General features: G+C 71.5%; 18 protein-coding genes. All 18 read left to right on the top strand.

Annotated elements, in window-relative coordinates; translation table 11 throughout:
* Nucleotides 1-25: 25 nt before the first annotated feature.
* Complete coding sequence (locus tag E6R62_RS31130; protein WP_136216823.1) at nt 26-217, top strand: hypothetical protein; 192 nt, start codon at nt 26-28, stop codon at nt 215-217.
* A 72-nt stretch (nt 218-289) separates the two neighbouring features.
* Nucleotides 290-994 (top strand): hypothetical protein, encoded by a 705-nt coding sequence (locus E6R62_RS31125; protein ID WP_136216822.1) that lies wholly within the window; start codon nt 290-292, stop codon nt 992-994.
* 46 nt (nt 995-1040) lie between these two features.
* On the top strand, nt 1041-1538 hold the full coding sequence (locus tag E6R62_RS31120) for a hypothetical protein (protein ID WP_136216821.1): 498 nt from the start codon (nt 1041-1043) through the stop codon (nt 1536-1538).
* A 71-nt stretch (nt 1539-1609) separates the two neighbouring features.
* Nucleotides 1610-2035 carry a hypothetical protein gene (locus E6R62_RS39905; RefSeq protein WP_168714235.1) on the top strand — a complete coding sequence of 142 codons (426 nt, stop codon included), beginning with the start codon at nt 1610-1612 and terminating at the stop codon, nt 2033-2035.
* Nucleotides 2036-2062: 27 nt separating this feature from the next.
* Entirely contained in the window at nt 2063-2278 is a 216-nt protein-coding gene (locus tag E6R62_RS31110; protein ID WP_136216820.1) for a hypothetical protein, read from the top strand.
* A gap of 90 nt (nt 2279-2368) precedes the next feature.
* The gene (locus E6R62_RS31105; protein ID WP_136216819.1) at nt 2369-3013 is read left to right on the top strand and encodes a hypothetical protein; all 645 of its coding nucleotides are present in this window, start codon (nt 2369-2371) and stop codon (nt 3011-3013) included.
* A 56-nt stretch (nt 3014-3069) separates the two neighbouring features.
* Nucleotides 3070-3822 carry a hypothetical protein gene (locus E6R62_RS31100; protein ID WP_136216818.1) on the top strand — a complete coding sequence of 251 codons (753 nt, stop codon included), beginning with the start codon at nt 3070-3072 and terminating at the stop codon, nt 3820-3822.
* A gap of 41 nt (nt 3823-3863) precedes the next feature.
* Nucleotides 3864-4601, top strand: a complete 738-nt coding sequence (locus E6R62_RS31095; RefSeq protein ID WP_136216817.1) for an FtsK/SpoIIIE domain-containing protein — start codon at nt 3864-3866, stop codon at nt 4599-4601.
* A 110-nt stretch (nt 4602-4711) separates the two neighbouring features.
* Nucleotides 4712-5005 (top strand): hypothetical protein, encoded by a 294-nt coding sequence (locus tag E6R62_RS31090; protein WP_136216816.1) that lies wholly within the window; start codon nt 4712-4714, stop codon nt 5003-5005.
* A gap of 92 nt (nt 5006-5097) precedes the next feature.
* Nucleotides 5098-5337, top strand: a complete 240-nt coding sequence (locus E6R62_RS31085; protein WP_136216815.1) for a hypothetical protein — start codon at nt 5098-5100, stop codon at nt 5335-5337.
* Entirely contained in the window at nt 5334-5654 is a 321-nt protein-coding gene (locus tag E6R62_RS31080; RefSeq protein WP_136216814.1) for a hypothetical protein, read from the top strand. The genes E6R62_RS31085 and E6R62_RS31080 overlap by 4 nt, the downstream gene beginning before the upstream one ends.
* A complete protein-coding gene (locus E6R62_RS31075; RefSeq protein WP_136216813.1) occupies nt 5654-5926 on the top strand; it encodes a hypothetical protein in 273 nt (90 codons plus the stop codon). Before E6R62_RS31080 ends, E6R62_RS31075 begins: the two co-directional genes overlap by 1 nt.
* Nucleotides 5923-7542, top strand: coding sequence for a DNA cytosine methyltransferase (locus E6R62_RS31070; protein WP_240802014.1), 1620 nt, complete (start codon nt 5923-5925; stop codon nt 7540-7542). Before E6R62_RS31075 ends, E6R62_RS31070 begins: the two co-directional genes overlap by 4 nt.
* Nucleotides 7539-7889: a hypothetical protein gene (locus E6R62_RS31065; protein WP_136216812.1), complete on the top strand. Its 351-nt coding sequence runs from the start codon at nt 7539-7541 to the stop codon at nt 7887-7889. The genes E6R62_RS31070 and E6R62_RS31065 overlap by 4 nt, the downstream gene beginning before the upstream one ends.
* Nucleotides 7886-9031, top strand: coding sequence for a DNA polymerase III subunit beta (gene dnaN / locus E6R62_RS31060; protein ID WP_136216811.1), 1146 nt, complete (start codon nt 7886-7888; stop codon nt 9029-9031). The genes E6R62_RS31065 and dnaN overlap by 4 nt, the downstream gene beginning before the upstream one ends.
* A 246-nt stretch (nt 9032-9277) precedes the next feature.
* Nucleotides 9278-9568, top strand: coding sequence for a hypothetical protein (locus E6R62_RS31055; protein WP_136216810.1), 291 nt, complete (start codon nt 9278-9280; stop codon nt 9566-9568).
* Between the two features lie 253 nt (nt 9569-9821).
* On the top strand, nt 9822-15038 hold the full coding sequence (locus tag E6R62_RS41930; protein WP_136216809.1) for a hypothetical protein: 5217 nt from the start codon (nt 9822-9824) through the stop codon (nt 15036-15038).
* Nucleotides 15039-15046: 8 nt separating this feature from the next.
* Complete coding sequence (locus E6R62_RS31045; RefSeq protein WP_136216808.1) at nt 15047-15628, top strand: hypothetical protein; 582 nt, start codon at nt 15047-15049, stop codon at nt 15626-15628.
* Nucleotides 15629-17650: the final 2022 nt, after the last annotated feature.

Raw genomic sequence — 17650 nt, 5'->3', positions numbered from 1 at the left:
CCAACCCACCCCGAAGGAGCCCGAGATGCGCATCAACGACAAGGACGCGATCAACCACACCGAGGCCGCCCGGATCGCCGGGACCGTCCTGGTCGCCGTGCTCCGCGGCGGCAACCTCAGCGGCCGCCAGAAGCGAAAGATCGACCGGATCATCGCGGGCGCCGAGGAGCGCGAGGCCGCCCTCGCCAAGGAGAAGGCCAAGAAGGCGAAGAAGTAGCCCCCGGTCCGTCACACCCCACCCCGAAAACGAACCTCTATCTCCGACCCACCCACAGGGAGCGAAACCCAGATGAGCACCGACCACACCGACTCCACCGGCCGCCAGAACGAGACCCCGGCGCCGTTCCTCTTCCTCAAGACCACCGCCGAGGCCGCCCCGGCTGAGCCGGGCATCGCCACCGGCTCGTTCGCCTGGAGCCTGCGGACGGCCCTGCGCCGCTGGTACGGCGTTGCCCGCCCGGTCGTCGGGGAGTGGCTGGAGGAGCGCGCCGACGACCTGCGCAACGCGTTCCGCGACGGCTGGGACGAGACGACGACCTGGATCAAGGCCACGGTCGGCGCGACCGTCCTGCTGGCCGTGGCGGCCGTCGCCGTGATGAGCCTGGCCCTGATCGCCCAGTCCGCCGTCGACGGCGTGAACGCGGTCGCGGGGGTCCAGGTGCCCGCCGGGTCCGGCGGCCGCACGGGCCTGCTGGCCTCCATCACCAGCCCGGTCTGGACGTACCTGCAGAGCCACACCGCCGGCCTCGCCGTCACCGCGCCGACCGCGTACGGCGCCTGGATCCTCACGGTCGCCAGCACCGGCCTCCTGTCCTTCGTCACCAAGGCGTTCGGCGCCCGCCTCGCCTGGGGCGCCACGGGCGCGGCCACCGCCTGGATGGTCTGGCAGGGCGCTCCGTCCGACGGCCGCGAGGTCGCCCTGGGCATCACGGTCATCGCGTTCGCCCTGCTCTCCATCCCGGCTCTGCGCGGCTTCCGCATCCGCGGCTTCTGACCCGACCTCCTCCCCGCGTCCACGTCCGAAACGAAGGAGAACCGCCGTGAACACCCCGACGAAGCCGAGCGCGCTGGAGCAGCTGCTCACCGCGTACGCCGAGTTCCACAGCCCCGAGGCCGTCCGCCGCATCACCGACCTGAGCGAGCGCGCCGAGGCGATGGAGGCCGCCGGCCGCTGGGTCAGCGAGCTCCCGCAGTCGCTGGCCGAGGCCCTCAGCGACACCGACCGCTGGACGGCGGTCTCCTCGCTCCGCCTGGGCGTCTACTACGTCCCGGCCGCGGCGTTCGCCTACCTCGGCCAGTGCGTGTGGCTCCACCACACCTGGTGGCCCGCCGAGCGCGGCTTCGGCGGTGCCTCGGAGGTGACGCTGCTGGCCCCGTGCGACTGCGGCAAGGGCTACCAGCAGTTCGAGGTCACCACGAAGGACGACCTCCTGGCCGTGCTCGCCACCTTCGCCGGGGCCGCACGCCTCGCCGGAGGGATCGACGCCCGGCCCGACTGCGACGACGACGGCTCCTGCCGCAGCACCTCCCTGAACTGACCCTGCATGTCCCCGGCGGGCCCGCCCGCCACCGCACCGCCCAAGTCCCGATCACCCGGAGGAGAACCGACATGAGCATTCACCAGCTGACCACCGCCACCGCCAACGTCACCGCGACGGTCTTCACCGACCAGGACGACCTGATCGCCGCCCTCGACGCCCAGACCGACACCGCGTTCGCCGACCCGCAGACCCTCGCGCTCACGGCGATCCGCCAGCTGCGCGAGCCGGCCGACCACCAGCCGCAGCTCCTGGCCACCCGCGGCCGGGTCGCCGACATCACCGCGCTCCTGGAGTCGATGACCGCCGCCGCGCAGGCCGCCGAGCACAGCGAGCTGGCCGAGCTCCTGGGCGACGCCGCCGAGATGGCGGACGACCTGCTGATCCTCCTGGCCCGCGCCGCGCACGGCACCCTCCCGGCCGCCGAGGGCGACGGGGACGGCGAGGAGCTGGAGGACGACGAGGACTGGGCCGACGACGAGCCGATCGCGGCCTGACACCGAGAACGAAAGAGGAGGCCCGCCATGAAGTACCGCGTCGACATCCCCACCCGCGACAAGGCCACCGGCGCCCGGGGCTGGCAGTGCCTGGTCGTCACCGCGACGGTCAGCCGCGAGGCCCGCGAACTCGCCCTGGCCGAGGCCGGGGACCTGGCCGCCGTCCGGCACCGCCGCGACGCGGACTTGGTCCTCGACGACCCCGCCCGACCGCTCCAGGTCTGGGACGTCACCCGCCGCTAGCTACGCCCCGGGACGGCCGTCACCACCGGCAAAAGTGCGTCGACCGTCCCGGGCCCCCGGCACCCCAACAGAGAACCGGAGATCACCATCATGACCGCTTCCCTCGCCGAGATCGAGACCAGCACCCGGCACCTCGCCGACGAGGTCGAGGCATGGCTGGCCCAGATCACCCCCGCCAACCCCCTCCCCGCGTCGCCGGTTGCCGTCCCCGGGCGGGGGACCGGGATCGACATCGCCGCGCTCGTCGCGGCCGGGCTCGCGGAGGTCGAGCGCAACGAGCGCGCGACCGCCGCCGCCCAGAACAATGCCCGCCCCACCCTGCTGGAGCGGCTCACCCGCCGACACCTGCGCCCCGCCCACCTGGCCAGCGTCCACATCCGCCGCGCCGCAGCCGTCCTGGCCACCGCCGGATGGTGCCGTGGCGAACTCACCGACGCCAGCGGCCGGCACTGCATCCTCGGCGCGCTCCAGGCCGTGGCCGCCGAGGCCGACACCGCGCTGCGCTCCCACGTCCACATCCGCGCCGCGATGACCGAACCGGCCTCCTACGCCCGGCCCTCCGACGCGTACCTCGCCCGGCTCGACGCCGAGGCCCGCGCCTGCGGCATGGACCCGGCCGACGTACGCCGCCGCCACGACATCGCCGTCGCCAACAACATCGGCCAGCTCACCGTCGGCGCCGTCCTCGAGCTCCTGGAACGCGCCGCCGTGATCGCCGAATCGGCCGGCGACTGACCTGTCCGCTTTCCCACAGACCATGACCGCTCACTGACCGACCGAGACGAGGAACCATGACCACCGCCTTCACTCCCGACCCGGCCCAGGCCCACCTGGTGCCCCTCGGCACCGACCCGGCCACCGGCGCCCCGGTCCTCCTGGACTGGGACACGACCCCGCACCTGACGATCGCGGCCGGGGCCGGGTACGGCACCACGTCCCTGATCCGGCTGATCGCCGCGCACACCGTCGCAACCGGCGGCACCGCCACCGTCATCGACGGCTGGACCGCCGAGTACGAGGAGTTCACCGACATCCCCGGCCTCGACGTCGCCTACGAGCCGGCCGAGGTCCGCGACGTCATCCGCTCCTACGTCGGAGACATGGAGGACCGCCTCCGTGCCGCCGCGACGGACCCCGCCCTGACCTCCGGACGGCGGGTCCTGGCCGTCGACGGCCTCGCGGCCCTGTGGCACAACGCCAGGGACGAAGAGGACCACGACCTGCTGTGGGCGCTGACCGACCTCAGGCGGATCCTCCTGACCGGACGAGCCGCGGGCGTCCACCTCGTCACCGACATCGACGCCGCGACCGTCATGCAGCAGCTGGACGCCGACCTGCTCCGGTCGGCCACCGCCACCCTCGTGATCGGCCCCGCCGACCACGACCTGGCCCGCCTGCTGGGCATCGACCCGCTCCTGGAGCGCCCCCGCGCAGGTGCCGCGATCTGGCGCACCCCGGCCGCCGCCCAGGGCCGCCAGCTCGACCTCATGCACATCACCGCCGAGCAGGCCCGCAGCCTCGCCCTCGGCGCCCTCCACCACTGAACCGCCACATCCACGACCACGTCTGCCAGAAGGGCACCCCGATGACCACGAACCGCATCCCCCAGGCGCACAACCACCACCACCTGGCCCTGGGCACCGACCTCGACACCGGCGAGGCCGTCACCCTCGACCTCGACCAGCACCCGCACCTGCTGGCCGCCGGATGGACCGGAGGCGGCGTCTCCTCCCTCCTGCGCAGTGTCGCCGCGCATGCCCTCGCCGACGGCGCCACCGTCACCGTCATCGACCCCAAGCGGACCAGCTTCGAGGTCCTGGACGGCCTGCCGGGCCTCAGCCTCAGCAGCTCCCCGCACACGATGGTGGAAGAGATCAGCCTCTTCCACGCCGAGATGATGCGCCGGCACACCTCCGGGGAAACGGGTCCGCAGAGGCTCCTGGTCGTCGAAGAACTCCCGCAGATCCTGGCCCGCATCAACGGGGGAGACCAGGCCAGGCTCGACGCCGCTGTGCGCCTGCTCCGGGCCATCGTGCTGATCGGCGGCAGCGTCGGCTGCCGCCTTGCCGTCGACGCCGATCTCTCCGCGCTCCGCTGGTTCGGCCTCGGCGACCAGGACGTCCTGAACAAGATGGCCACCGTCGTCATGGGCCGCCCCAGCCGTCAGCTCCTGTCCCGCCTGGGTGTTGACCCCGCCCTCACCAGTGCCGGACGCGGGACCGGCGTCCTGCGCCTGCCCGGCGACAAGGGCCGCCGCGTGGCCATCGACTACCTCGCCCACGCCGAACTGCGCGCCCTGGCCCTCGGAGTTATCCACAGCTGACCTGCGGCGGGAGTCGAAATCCGCTTCCCGCGTCCACAGGCTCCGCGTGTTCGACTCGCGTTTCCGCCGGGACCACCCGGTCCCGGCGGCCCACCGAAAGGCAGCGACTCGTGAGCGACGTGAACAACACCCTCGACGCCGTGCAGATCGCCGCGCACGGGATGGTCGTGGACCTCGCCGACGTCCTGGTACGCGGCCACATCAAGGAACACCCGTCCCTGATCGCCTTCCGCCTCGGCGTCGTCAGCGGCGCCGTCGACCAGGTCCGCACCGTCGTCCAGGCCGAGCGGAACTCCGGCCGCTGGCCGCGCCTGGCCGCAGACCCCGCCGCCGAGCACGAGCGCGAACGCGCCGTCTTCGCCGGACACCACTGCGACTGCCCGTACTGCCCGCAGGCCCTCTGACCACCAGCACCCAGACACAGGGACGGGGCGCGTCCCCATCGCCAGCAAGCAAGTGGACGCGCCCCGCACACACCCCGAAGGGATAGACCGAGATGACCACACCGATCGCCCGGGACGCAAGCGGCACCGCCGCGTGCCCGCCCACCGACTCCTGGTGCGCCGACTGCGACGGCCGCCCCTGCCGCCGGGTCGAGACGTTTCCCGCGGGAAACCCCCGCGCGCTGACCGAGGCCGACCAGCTCGCCGCCGCCAGCGGTAACGGCGCGCACGTCCACTTCGCCGCCCGCCGCGACGAGTTCGTCGTCGTCCTGCCCGAGGCGGTGGCGGCATGACCCGCCGACGGATGAGGACCGCCCACCGCCTGGGCACCGGACAGGGCCGTATCAGCCTCGCCACCACCAGCGCCGCCACCGCCGACGCCGAGCGCAACATCGACTGGATCGCCGTCGAGCTCGCCGTCAACGGCGAACTCCCCTGCGGCCTGACCCGGCCCGAGGAGATCGAGATCGCGCGACTGCTGACCGCGAAGGGCATGGGCCCGACCGACGTCGGCCTCTACCTCGGCATCACCAAGGGCACGATCCGCACCTGGCGCGACAAGGGCTGGAAGGTCCGCCCCCTCGGCCGCCCCGCGAAGGCGGTGCGGTGATGGCTCTCAAGACCGTGACGTGCCTGGCCGCCGTCTGCGACGCGTGCGGCCAGGTCCTGGAGAACCCCGACGGCGGCGAAGCCCACTTCGACACCGAGCAGCAGGCCCGCGAGGTCGCCGCCACCTACGAGTGGGAGCTGCTGGAGGACGGCCGCCTGATCTGCACCGAGGGCCACCTGGACCTCCTCGAGGAGCACGGCCGCATCCAGCCGGGCCCCGGCGCCATGACCTTCACCTTCGACACCGACACCGCCCCGGAGGTCTGGCTGTGAGCAGCTACCGGCACGACGGCGAGATCAACGCCATGGACTGGTTCTGCGGCGCCGGTGGCAGCTCGCAGGGGATCGACGCGGTCCCCGGCGTCCGGGTCACCCGGGCCGCCAACCACTGGGACCCGGCGATCGAATCCCACGCCCTCAACTTCCCGCACGCCGACCACTGGAAGGGCGACATCCGCCAGGCCCCGGTGGAGAAGTGGCCTGCCGCCCAGATCTTCTGGGCCAGCCCGGAGTGCCCGAAGTGGACCAACGCCCGCGGCAAGAAGCGCGACTTCCACACCGCGCAGGAGGAACTGCCCGGCTTCGAGAAGCCCCGCGACCCGGCGGACGAGCGCTCCCGCGCCCTGATGGAAGAGGTCCCGATGTACCTGCGCGGGGTGCAGGAGCGCGGCGGCCTGGTCCTCGCCGGAGTCGTGGAGAACGTCATCGACTGCCGGGCCTGGGTGGAGTGGGACCGCTGGCTGGGCGAGCTCCACAAGCTCGGCTACGCCACGAAGACGATCGCGCTGAACAGCATGCACGCCCAGGCGCCGACCCTGCTGCGCGCCCCGCAGTCCCGCGACCGCCTCTACGTCGCCTACTGGCACCGCTCCCTCGGCCGGAGCCCTGACTGGAACAAGTGGCTGCGGCCGGCCGCCTGGTGCTCCGGCTGCGAGCGGGTCGTCCGGGCGATGCAGGTGTTCAAGAAGCCGGGCGCCGACATGGGCCGCTACGGGATCCGCTCCGGGCAGTACGTGTACCGGTGCCCGTCCACCAGCTGCCGGAACCAGATCGTGGAGCCGGAAGTCCTGCCCGCCCTCGCCGCGATCGACTGGACGATCCCCGGAACCCCGATCGGGAGCCGGCCGCGCACGGCGGACGCCCCCGAGGGCCTCAAGCCCAAGACCATCGCCCGGATCAGGGCGGGCCTGGAGCGCTTCGCCCAGCCCGTGATGGTGCCCTCCGGCGGGACCTGGCGGGAGTCCGCGACGCCGGTGTCGGCCCCCATGCCGACCCGTACGACGCGCGAGAACGACGCGCTCGCGGTGCCGCCGCTGCTGATCCCCTCCGAGGGCCGCGACGGCAAGGAAGCCAGCCCCGTGCACCGCCCGCTGCGCACGCAGACGGCCCGCAACGAGACAGGACTGGCCTGGCTGCCGCCGGGCGTCTTCGAGCCCTTCGTGACCCCGGTACGCGGGGGAGGGGACTCCGAGCGGGCCCGGCCCCTTTCGGTCCCGCTCCACGCGGTCACCGCGGGCGGCAACCACCACGGCCTGGTCACCCCGCCCGGCATCTCCGGCGAGGACCTCCAGACGCTGCTGGTGCCGTACTACGGCAACGGCAACGCCGTCCCCGCCACCGCGCCGGTCGGCGCCTTCACCACGCGCGACCGGTGGGCGCTGGTGCAGTCCCTCGCCGACATCGACATCCAGGACGTCCTCTACCGGATGCTCGAGCCGCACGAGATCGGCCGCGGCATGGCGTTCGCCGACGACTACCAGCTCGCCGCCCGCAGCAAGCGCGACAGGGTCCGGCTGCTGGGCAACGCGGTGACCCCGCCGGTCGCCGAAGTCCTCGTCTCCGCACTCACCGAGGCCATCACCGGCACCGAGCTGGAGATGGCGGCATGAGCGACTACCTGCGCCCGTGGCGCTGGGACCGCGAGGACAAGACCGCCAACCGCCAGGCCCTCGAAGTCCACCGCTACGGCCACGTCATCCGCTGCGACCACCGCGGGCTCCTCATCGACGGCGAACGGATCGACACCGTCCCGGTGTACGAGCCGGTCCCGCGCCCCAAGGGCGAGCCGGAGCCCGTCCCCTTCGAGCTCGGAGACGACGGCCGGCTCTTCTACCGGGGCCAGCTCAAGGCCGTCCTCTCCCCGCCCGCGCCCGGCACGTACGGGCCCGGCCCGATCGACCTCCACCCCACCCCCTCCCCGCGTCCGCAGTCCTCTGGAAGGAGCACCGCCGCATGAAGCTCACCCTCACCACCGAGACCCTGACCGACGCCCTGCGCCTGGTCGGCCGCCGCGTCCCCGCCCGGCCCACCGAGCCGATCGCGGCCGGGCTCCAGCTGACCGCCGACGGACAGCAGCTGACCCTCACCGCCTCCGGCGACCCGACGATCGGGGTGCGCACCGCAGTCCCGGCGGCCGTGCACCTGGCCGGCACCGCCGTCCTGCCCGGCCGGATGCTCACCGCCATCGCCCGCACCCTCCCGCCCAAGGCCCCGCTCGACATCACCGTCGACACCGGCATCGCGAACTTCGCCTTCGGCGCGAGCAGCGTCTGCGTCCCGCTCCTGGACGCCGACTACCCCGCGATGCCCGACCTGCCCAGGACCGTCGGGACGGTCAGCGGCCGGGACTTCGCGGCGGCCGTCAACCAGGTCGCCGTGACCGTCGGGACCGACGACACGCTGCCCATGCTCGGCGGCATCCGCGTCGAACTGGCCGGCCACGAGCTCCGGCTGTCCTCCACCGACCGGCACCGCGCCTCCTTCCGGTCCATCCCGATCGAGCGGACCGCCCGCCGGGCCCCGTCCCAGCTCTGCCTCGTCCCCGGCAAGGCACTGCGCGCGACGGCCGCCGACGTCCGGCACGCCGAGACCGTGACCATCGGCCTGCCCACGGCGGAGGGACAGCGGTTCTCCGTGTCGACGCCCGGCATGACCGTCGCCCACACGCCGCTGGAGGCCACCCACTACCCGGACCTCGGCAAGCTCACCCCGAAGTCCTTCGCGACCACCGCGGTGCTGGACCGCATGGCACTGGTCGAAGTGGTGCGCCGCGCCGTCGCCGTGTCGGGCGACTACGTCCCGGTCTGCCTCACGATCCAGCCCGGCGCTCCTGTCGTCATCGCGGGCGGATCCCGCTTCGAGGCGCGGACCCGGGACGAGCTGGAAGCCCGCTCCGTCAAGGGTGAGCCGATCCGCCTGGCCCTCAGCCCGACGTACCTGCTCGGCGGCTTGCGGGCCCTCAAGTCCCGCACCGTGCAGCTGAGTCTGACCCGGCCCGACCGGCCGGTCCTCCTCCACACCCCCGACTCCGACCGGGGTGCCCTGCGCTACCTGGTGATGCCCGTACGCCAGCACTCGGACGCGCCGACGCCCAACTGACCCGCCCTGTAGGCCCGGTCACCCCACCTGGTGGCCGGGCCCACCCCGCTGAGAACAGCTGTGACGAATTTTGCAAGGAGTGGTGTCTTGTGGCCCGCGTGTCGGTGAAATCCGGTACCTTCAGCGTCAGTAGATTTTCATTCGGACGTTTGGAGGTTCACGGTGCCAGCAACTCCGCGCACTCCTCGGAAGTTTCCGGCCGAGGGGGTGACCTCGCGGCGCGCTCCTGGGACGGCAGCGCAGGGCGTGACCTCCACGGACATCGCACGCATGGCGGGGAACGTCTCGCGTCCGTCCGTCTCCACGATCGTGAACATCGCCGGTGTTCCGGGTGCTGGCATCAAGCGCGGGATCTCGCCGCAGAACGGGCAGCGGCTCGTGGCTGCGTTCTCGGCCGGGATGCTCACGGAGAAGCTGGCGCGCTCGATCGCCGAGGACCCGTACGCCGTGATGCGTGCCTGCGACGCGCTGCGCGAGGTTGTGGAGGAGATTGTCCGTACGAAGGGCGAGGGATCGGGGGCCATAACGGCAGCCTGACCCCGAACACGACAAAGGCCCGGGTCTCCTGGCAAGAAGTTTCCGGGCCTTCACCGCTATCTCAGGCGCACTGCCTGGTCCACATCCCCAGGGCTGGTAACCCTGGGTCTCGGCTTCATCAGCCGTCTGTGGGTCGGCAGGTACGCCTTCCGCTGTTGGAGAGGGTACCCATGGCTTCGGCCATCCACTACATCACCAAGTCAAATGTCCCGAATGTCACCCCGACCGTGTCCATCTCCGGCGGTGGTGCCCAGTGACGACGCTCACTCTCGTGGGCCGCCCGGCGGCCTCCGACCGCTCGTCGTACGAGCGCGTTTTCACCGCGCTGGAGACGGCCGGCTGCGCCCCGCGCGCCCGCGGCGACTCCGGACTCGACGCCCGCTGCCCGTCCCACGACGACGCGAACGCGTCCATGTCCGGTGACTGGAAGCCGCCGACATCCTCCCGCGCGGGCGCGATGATGCTGCACTGCCACGCCGACACGGCGTGCACCGTCGAGACGATCCGCGAGGCCCTCGGCCTCAGCAAGGCCGACCTGTTCGACGGCCCGAGCCCGGAATTCGCCGCCAAGCGCGCGGCGGCCACCCCCTTCCCGCGTCGCCGTACGTCCGTGCCCCGCCCCACCGCCGCGCCCAGCCAGGCACCGGCCGCCGAGCCGAAGCCCAAGGCCGACCACGAGCACTCCTACGCGCACGAGGCCACCCACACCTACGCCGACGAGAACGGGCTGATCATCGCCCGTATCCACCGCAAGCGCTGCACCACCGAAGGCTGCCGCGAGAAGACCTTCCGGACCGCCTACCCCAACGGGAAGCCCTCGGGGGGCGTCCCGCTGTTCGGCACCCCGGGCCTGGCCGAAGCCATCGCCGAAGGCCGCACCATCCACGTCTGCGAGGGCGAAGGCGACCGCGACACCCTCACGGCCGCCGGGGAGATCGCCGTCTCCGCGCCCTTTGGCGCCGACAAGGGCGACGGCAACAAGTGGCTGCCCGCCCACACCGAGCAGCTGCGCGGCGCCCGCGCCGTCGTCATCTGGGCCGACCGCGACAAGGCCGGACTCACCCACGCCGGATACGTCGCCAACCAGCTCCTGACTTCCGGCGTCCTGCACGCCGAGCCCTTCGCCAACGGCGAGCCTGGCGTGACGATCGACCTGCGGGTCGTCTACCCGGCCGTCGAAACGCCGAAGGCCGACGCCTCCGACCACTTCGCCGCCGGGCACACCACCGCCGACGCCATAGACGTCCCCCACGCCGACCTGGCCTCCACCGGCCTTATCGGCCCGGCCACCGGCCAGGGGGCCCCAGCCACCGACGCCCAGGCCGACAGCGAGGAGAACCCGGCGGCCGCCAAGGGCAAGGCGGAGAAGGAGAAGAAGGCCACCGGCCCCGCCACCCGGGCCCCGGGCGAGCTGATCCAGGGCTCCTCCGTCTGGTGCTACTCCACCGAGTACGGCGCCGAGGGCGCCCTGTGGAAGGCGACCGGCCGAGGGGACAAGCGGACCTGGGACATCGAGCTGGAATGGGCCCCGGAGGTCGAAGAACGCCTCGTCGTCCTCGGCGACGACGGCAAGATCACCGGCAAGTACTTCACGATCCGCGTCGGCGCCGACACCAACACCGTCGAAGCCGCGGACCTGCGCACCGGCGAGGCGTGGGACAAGTACCCGGACGCCGTCGGCACCGGCGCCAAGCCGGTCCGCGAAGTGCTCTTCAACTGCGTCGAGACCCAGGGCCGCAAGCTCCCGCGCACCCCCGTCGTCAAGCGCACCGGCTGGCACACCCTCCCCGACGTCGGCCGCACCTACGTCTTCGCCGACGGCCGCACGTTCCCCGAAGACCGCCAGGTCCGCCTCATCGGCGCCCCGGAGGCCCTGGCCCGAGCCGCCGCCCCGCTGGACCGCACGGCCAGCGACGACGAGTGCAAGGCCGCCATGACCACCGTCTGCGAGCACGGATGGGTGGCCTCCTTCGGCATGGCCGTCGGCGCCCGCTCCATGGGCTTCTCCCTCAGCCCCGTCGCCGCCTCCGTCGTAGCCGAAGCCGAACCCAACTCCGGCAAGACCCAGGCCGGCAACGTCGGCCGCTCCCTGCTCCTCACCCCCCGCCCCAAGCTGTGGCCCCCCGTGGTCACCAAGGGATTCAGCGCCACCATCACCGACATGGAGTGCGCGATCGAGTTCGAGGGCGACATGCCCTCCCTCATCGACGACGTCGCCATCACCCGGGCCTCCTCCGCCATGGAGCTCCGCGACGCCAACGCCAAGCTGGAGATGATCCTGCGCGGCGCGGGCAACGCCGGAGAACTCCGCGGCCGCCGCAACCGCGACATGACCGCGCGGGCGAGCAACTACGCCCGCGCCATCCCGGTCGTCGCAGCCCAGATGCTGCCGCCCACCATGCAGCCCTCCCTCTACCGCCGCACCGTCGTCCTCTACCTCTCCCAGGAAGGCGGAGAGGTCGACTGGCGCTGGTACCGCGACGGCGGCCACGCCTCCCTCGCCGTGCCGCTGCGCACCATCGGCGACCGGATCATCGCCCACCTCCACGGCATCGAGAAGGTGGAGGAGTACCTGGCCGACCTCGAAGCCAAGGCCCTCAAGTGCTTCCTGCCGTACGTGGAAGCGGCGATGCCCAAGGCATCCGGCGCCATGGACGGCGTCATCAGCGCCGCCGCTGCCATGCTGTCCGGATACGGGCTCCTGGCGGCCGTCACCGGCCTGGACATGGAAGACCTCATCGCCACCGTCGCGACCCCCCTCGCGCTGTCCCTGGCCCGCCAGGCCCGCAAGTACGACGACCAGGTCGGCGTCCAGGACGACCTCAGCGCCGCCGTGGTAGAGATCGTTCGCGCTGCGCTCGCCAGCGGCCGCGCGCACGTCCGCGACGAAAAGGGCGTCATCAGCCCCGCCGTCCCCGGCGAGGTCGAGCAGGTCCAGGGCGTCACCCAGGCGCGCGACGGCTCCGACAACTGGGAGGGCAAGGGCCCCGCCGTCTACTGGCTGCCCGAGAAGGGCCCGGCCGTCGGCATGAAGACCGCCGAACTCCACCTGCTCCTCAAGGCCGCCAGCGACCCGCGCGTCCAGGGCATCGGCTCCCGCTCCCTGCCCGAAGCTCTCCTTCAGGCCGGGCTCACCATCCGCAACGACCGGCAGAAGGACCGCGTCGCGGTCCACCAGATCCGTGTGGGCGACGCCAACCCGCGCCTGCTTCTCCTCAAGGCAGAGCAGGTCTGGGACCTCGACGTCCCTCCGAAGCCCGACGGTGACGACGGTGGCCCCGGCGCGGGCCCGGAGGGCGGCGAGGGGCCCGGCCACGACGGCGACCCCGATGGCACCCAGCCGCCGGCCGAACCCGTCCAGGGCGAACTCACCGACGCCGTCCCGCAGACCGCCACCAGCCACCCCGCACCGGAAAGCCCCGCCACGACCGAACAGGAGGAACCCGATATGGCCGTGCAGATGGACGACGTGCCCAGCGGAACCTGCGTGCGCTGCGGCCACCCCACCACTCACCACAGCGACGGCGTCTGGGCCCACATGGAGATCCCCGGCTTCACGCGCTGCGACGTCGGCTACCTCGACCCCGCTCTGCAGCACCTCAACGCCACCGTCTTCCCCCACCTCGCCACCGCCGCCCCCGCGGGCCCGGTGACGCCGTCGATCCCGGCCCAGGCCACCGCGCCCGCCGAGACCCCCTCCCCGCGTCCCACCGCCATCACGGCGCCCGCGCACAAGTCCCGCGCCCAGCTCACCCTCGCCGCCACCACCGAGGCGTACCCCAACGGGCCGCTCGCCGTCCTTGAGGCCACCGAGGACGGCGAGCTCGTCGCCCACCTCGTCGACGGCCGCACCCTCGACTGCCCCGCTCGCTCCATCCCCACCCTCGTGAAGTGGGCCCTGGACGCCGGACTGGGCCAGGCCCGCCTCCACCGCTGGGGCACCGACGCCGACCCCATGGTCATCCTCACTGCCAGCGCCACCAAGAAGCTCGGCCTGCCCGCCGAACTCGAAGATGAGCGCGGCCAGCGCCTCGAAGACGGGCACCGGGTCATCAAGGCCATCGAGAAGGCCGGCTGGTCCCTCACCCGCCGCGGCTTCGGCCCCTGGCCCCGGATCTACAAGCCCGTCGACGGCGGCCGCCGCATGTGCGTCCAGCTCGGCATCGCCCCCTGGGGAGCCCTCGGCAAGGAATCCCAGTGGTCCCTGCCCGACGACATGCCCGCCCCCGAGATCGCCCGCACCCTCGGCCTCTACGCCCAGCGCGTCATCGCCCCTCGCGGCACCGTCGCCACCTCCGGCCTGGAACTAATGCTCCAGCTGCGCCCCGCCACCCGCCCGGTACGGGTCGAGAACATCGACGAGGCCACCGGCGAGGTCACCGAGACCTACGTCTCCGGCCCCGTCGAAGGCTCCCTCACCCAGCCCCGCCAGCCGGCGCCCTGCGAGACCCGCGCCGAACACCCCGTCGTCCACGCGCTCTACGGCAACGACCGCCCCGACGACCAGGTCATGCGCGAAGAAGCCTGGTCATGGCACCGTGCCCCCGAAAAGGACGAGCGCACCCGCACCCACGTCGTCGGCATCGACACCAACACCAGCTTCCTCTCCGGCGCCTCCCGACTCCTGGTCGGCGACAGCGACCCCGTCCACCACCACCGCCCCGCCTTCGACCCGAAGACCCCCGGAGCCTGGCGCGTCGACTTCTCCGGCGCCGACCTCGACCCCCGCCTGCCCAACCCCTTCACGGCCAACGGCGAGCGCCCCACCGGCCCCGGCTGGTACACCACCCAGACCGTCGACTACGCACGCAAGCTCGGCCTCAACCCCCAGCCCCTCGAAGGCTGGCTCCGCGAACCCCTCGGCGCGGGCTGGCTCGACCCCTGGAACGAGCGCCTGGCGGCCGCCTACAAGACCACCATGGCCCGCCTGGGCATCACCGAGGACATGACCCCGGAAGCCTTCCTGGAGGCCATGGAGCGCTACGAGAACGGCGAAGGCGACCAGACCGAGCGCCTTGTACTCCGGGCCATCAAGCAGTCCGTGAAGTCCGGCGTCGGCCGCCTCAACAGCAGCCCCGCCCGCTACCGCAACTACGTCGACGGCCAGCCCTGGCCCGAGCTGGAGAAGCCCTGGTGGCGGCCCGACATCCGGGCCTCCATCATCTCCACCGCCCGCGTCATCCAGCACCGCCGCATCGTCAAGACCCAGCAGCTCACCGGCCTGGCCCCGCTCGCCGCCTACAGCGACTGCGTCATCTACCCGGCCAACAGCCCCTCCCCGCTGGAGATCATCCCGCGCAACGCCGACGGCACCCAGGTGCCCGGAGCCTTCCGCCTCGGCGTCTCCCCGGGCTGGGCCAAGCTCGAAGGAGCCCGCTCCATGGACTGGTACGTCCAGATGAGCGAGAAGGTCAACCCCGCCCGCTACATCGCCCCCCGTGAGGGCGAGCGCAACGACGAAGGAGAGTGAGACACCCCATGGGCAAGTTCCTCGACGGACTCCGCCGCGCCGTCCACGCCAAAATGACCGAAGCGCAGGCCATCCCCAAGACCACCAAGGGCCGCGCCGCTGCCCTGCTCCGAGACGAGAAGAAGAAGGGCGGCGAGGCCGGCGCCGTCCAGCGCGCCGCCGCCCGCCTCGGCATCCACCCCGACTCCTTCCGCCGCTACGTCAACGGCAAGCGCAAGAACCCGCCCAAGCACATCGAGGAGAAGCTGGCGAGCGAGGTACGCGCAGTCTGGAAGCCCAACGTCCAGAAGAAGGTCGCCCAGCAGGCCAAGACGGCCCCCGTGAAGATCAACGGCAAGGCCGAGTTCGGCTACTCCAACAGCCACTCTGGAACGCACACCCCGGACCCGCGCATGCGGCACATCGCCGAAACCCTCCCGCCCCACTACGCCACGCCCCTCTGGCAGGCACTCGAAGACGGCGACGAAGAAGAAGCCCAGCGCATCGTCCGCGAGTACATCCAAAACGAATACATCCGGGAAGCCGGAGGAGACAACCAGTACACGGAAATCGAGTTCGGAGACGTCCGCTACATGGACTTCAATTTCTGACGCATTGAAGGGTGAGGCCCCCGGAGTGAAGCCGGGGGCCTCACCCTTTTCCTTGCCCTACAAGTTGCCCTACAACTTGCTCCACAAATTGCCCCACAACTTGCCGCACAACTTGCTCCACAACTTGCCTCACCGACGCCTGCCGGATCAGCGAACCTGCAGCTCAGGACACGAGGTCAAGGGGCCAGCAGAACGCCGACTACTTCTCCACAAGGGTCCTGGGCGAAGTTCAGACCCGTGCCGAGTCGACTGCGGCCAACCAACCTGTGCTCAAGTGCCCCCGGCCCCCGCCATCAGCCCGGCCTCGGCGATGCCGAACGGGCAGCGCCCCAGATAGGTGGGCCGTCGCACCGTGGACACTCGGCCGCCACGGGGTCCACGCCCTCCACTGCGCCCTGGCCGCCCTCTCGGTGGACCCGGAAGCCCTCAGGAGCCCCCACACGGCCCCCTAACGGCTTCCGAGTTGAGTGGGCCCGCAGCCCGCCCGGGAGGCTCTCACCGAGGCGCTCAGCGTCGCGGTGCGCTCCAGCGACGGCGAGGCGACATCCGGAGCTGGAGCGGCCAAACCCTATGGTCAAGGGGCCAAAACGGACCCCCTTGACCAGCCTCGGACACGGCCAGCAGACCGCGGTCAAGGGGGGCTGTGGTAGTGGCGCCGTGCAACAGAGCGCTGCAACACACAACTGCACCACGAGCTGCGTTGCAGCGCTGACCTGCACGAACTCCACCGCTGAGGCTGCCTGAGGGCTGTGTTGCACGACGCGTTGCACCGCAGAAGGGAACCTGCGCCTCGCGCGGCCGGCCCCCCGATCAGGAGATACCTCTCCCTTCGACTACCGCGAAGAAAGAGGTGTCGTCGCGGCGATGGGGCTTGCCCACCGGGCCTGACCAGGCACGATACTCAAGATCGCAAAAGGGAGGGTCCCACTCCCGGTCACACCTCCGGTGCAACTCGTAGTGCACCTCTACGTGCAACCCTCCAGCCCCCTTCCGGTGCAACCCTCCGGGGCCGGTGCGGGGGAGGCGAGCCAGCCCCCGGGCCGGGGCGGGCAACCCCTCTTGCACGCCTTGGGGTGGGGTGGGCAAGCCTGGCTGCTCCAGCTGGGCAAGCCTTCGCGCGGCGGGCAAGCCTGGCTTGCCCACGTTCGCAGGATGGCCAGGGGGCGGCTGTTCAGGAGCGGTGACGGGCGGTCAAAGGACGGCCGGTGCAACCTCACAGGGCTTCGAACCTGTGAGGCAGAACGCCCAAGATGCCCGGATCGCACTATTGGTCTGTGAGGTTGAAGGCTGTTTCCCCAGGTCACTGGGCAAGCCTGTGAGGGGGGTGGGCAAGCCCTGCACGGGTGGGCAAGCCAGGCTTGCCCACCCCCCTTGAGGATGCCTACCGGTGCTCGAACGGAACGCACGCGCAGCGCACGCAGAACGCGGTGTCACGCCGATCCCATCCGCCGACCGCTGAGGCACACAGGGCCGCGCCCGAAGCTGCTCCGACTGTGACCGCGCGTCCGCGCCGCGGTCGCCGGCCAAGGACAACAGCCGCAGCCTCGCAGGGGTAGACGACACTGGAGCTCAGTTCCTAACCCGAGCCTAGATCCAACGGAGTTCCTCCACGAGAACGTCAACACAAAGGCACTATTGGGGTATTCGCTAACCCCACGGGGGCGTAAGATGGAAGAAATTCCAGAGCCCCAGTTGACGTCAATTCAAATCGTTGCAAGAATCGCCTTATTGGCTCTGATCGCGAAGAGATCAGAGCCGCAGGAAAGCCGTCACATAAACATCGGCCACCTGGTTCTAATTCCGCGAAGCGGGATTAGAAAGTCGAATCCGAATTCGGGAAAGCCGGAATTCCGGCAGGGTGAGGCACCTCCTCCCCGCGTCGCTGCGTCTGTTTGAACCCCAGCTGACCAGCTGCTTTCTAGTTTGCAACCTGGCCTGCCCTCGCGGGCCGCGGAGCGGGCCGCCTTCCCTGGGATGACGCGGAGCGTCACCCCTCCCCGCGGAGGGGGAGGGGTGAAGATC

This window comes from Streptomyces sp. A1136 (assembly GCF_004795055.1).
Lineage (GTDB): Bacteria > Actinomycetota > Actinomycetes > Streptomycetales > Streptomycetaceae > Streptomyces.
This window is presented reverse-complemented; position numbering and strand designations above follow the sequence as displayed.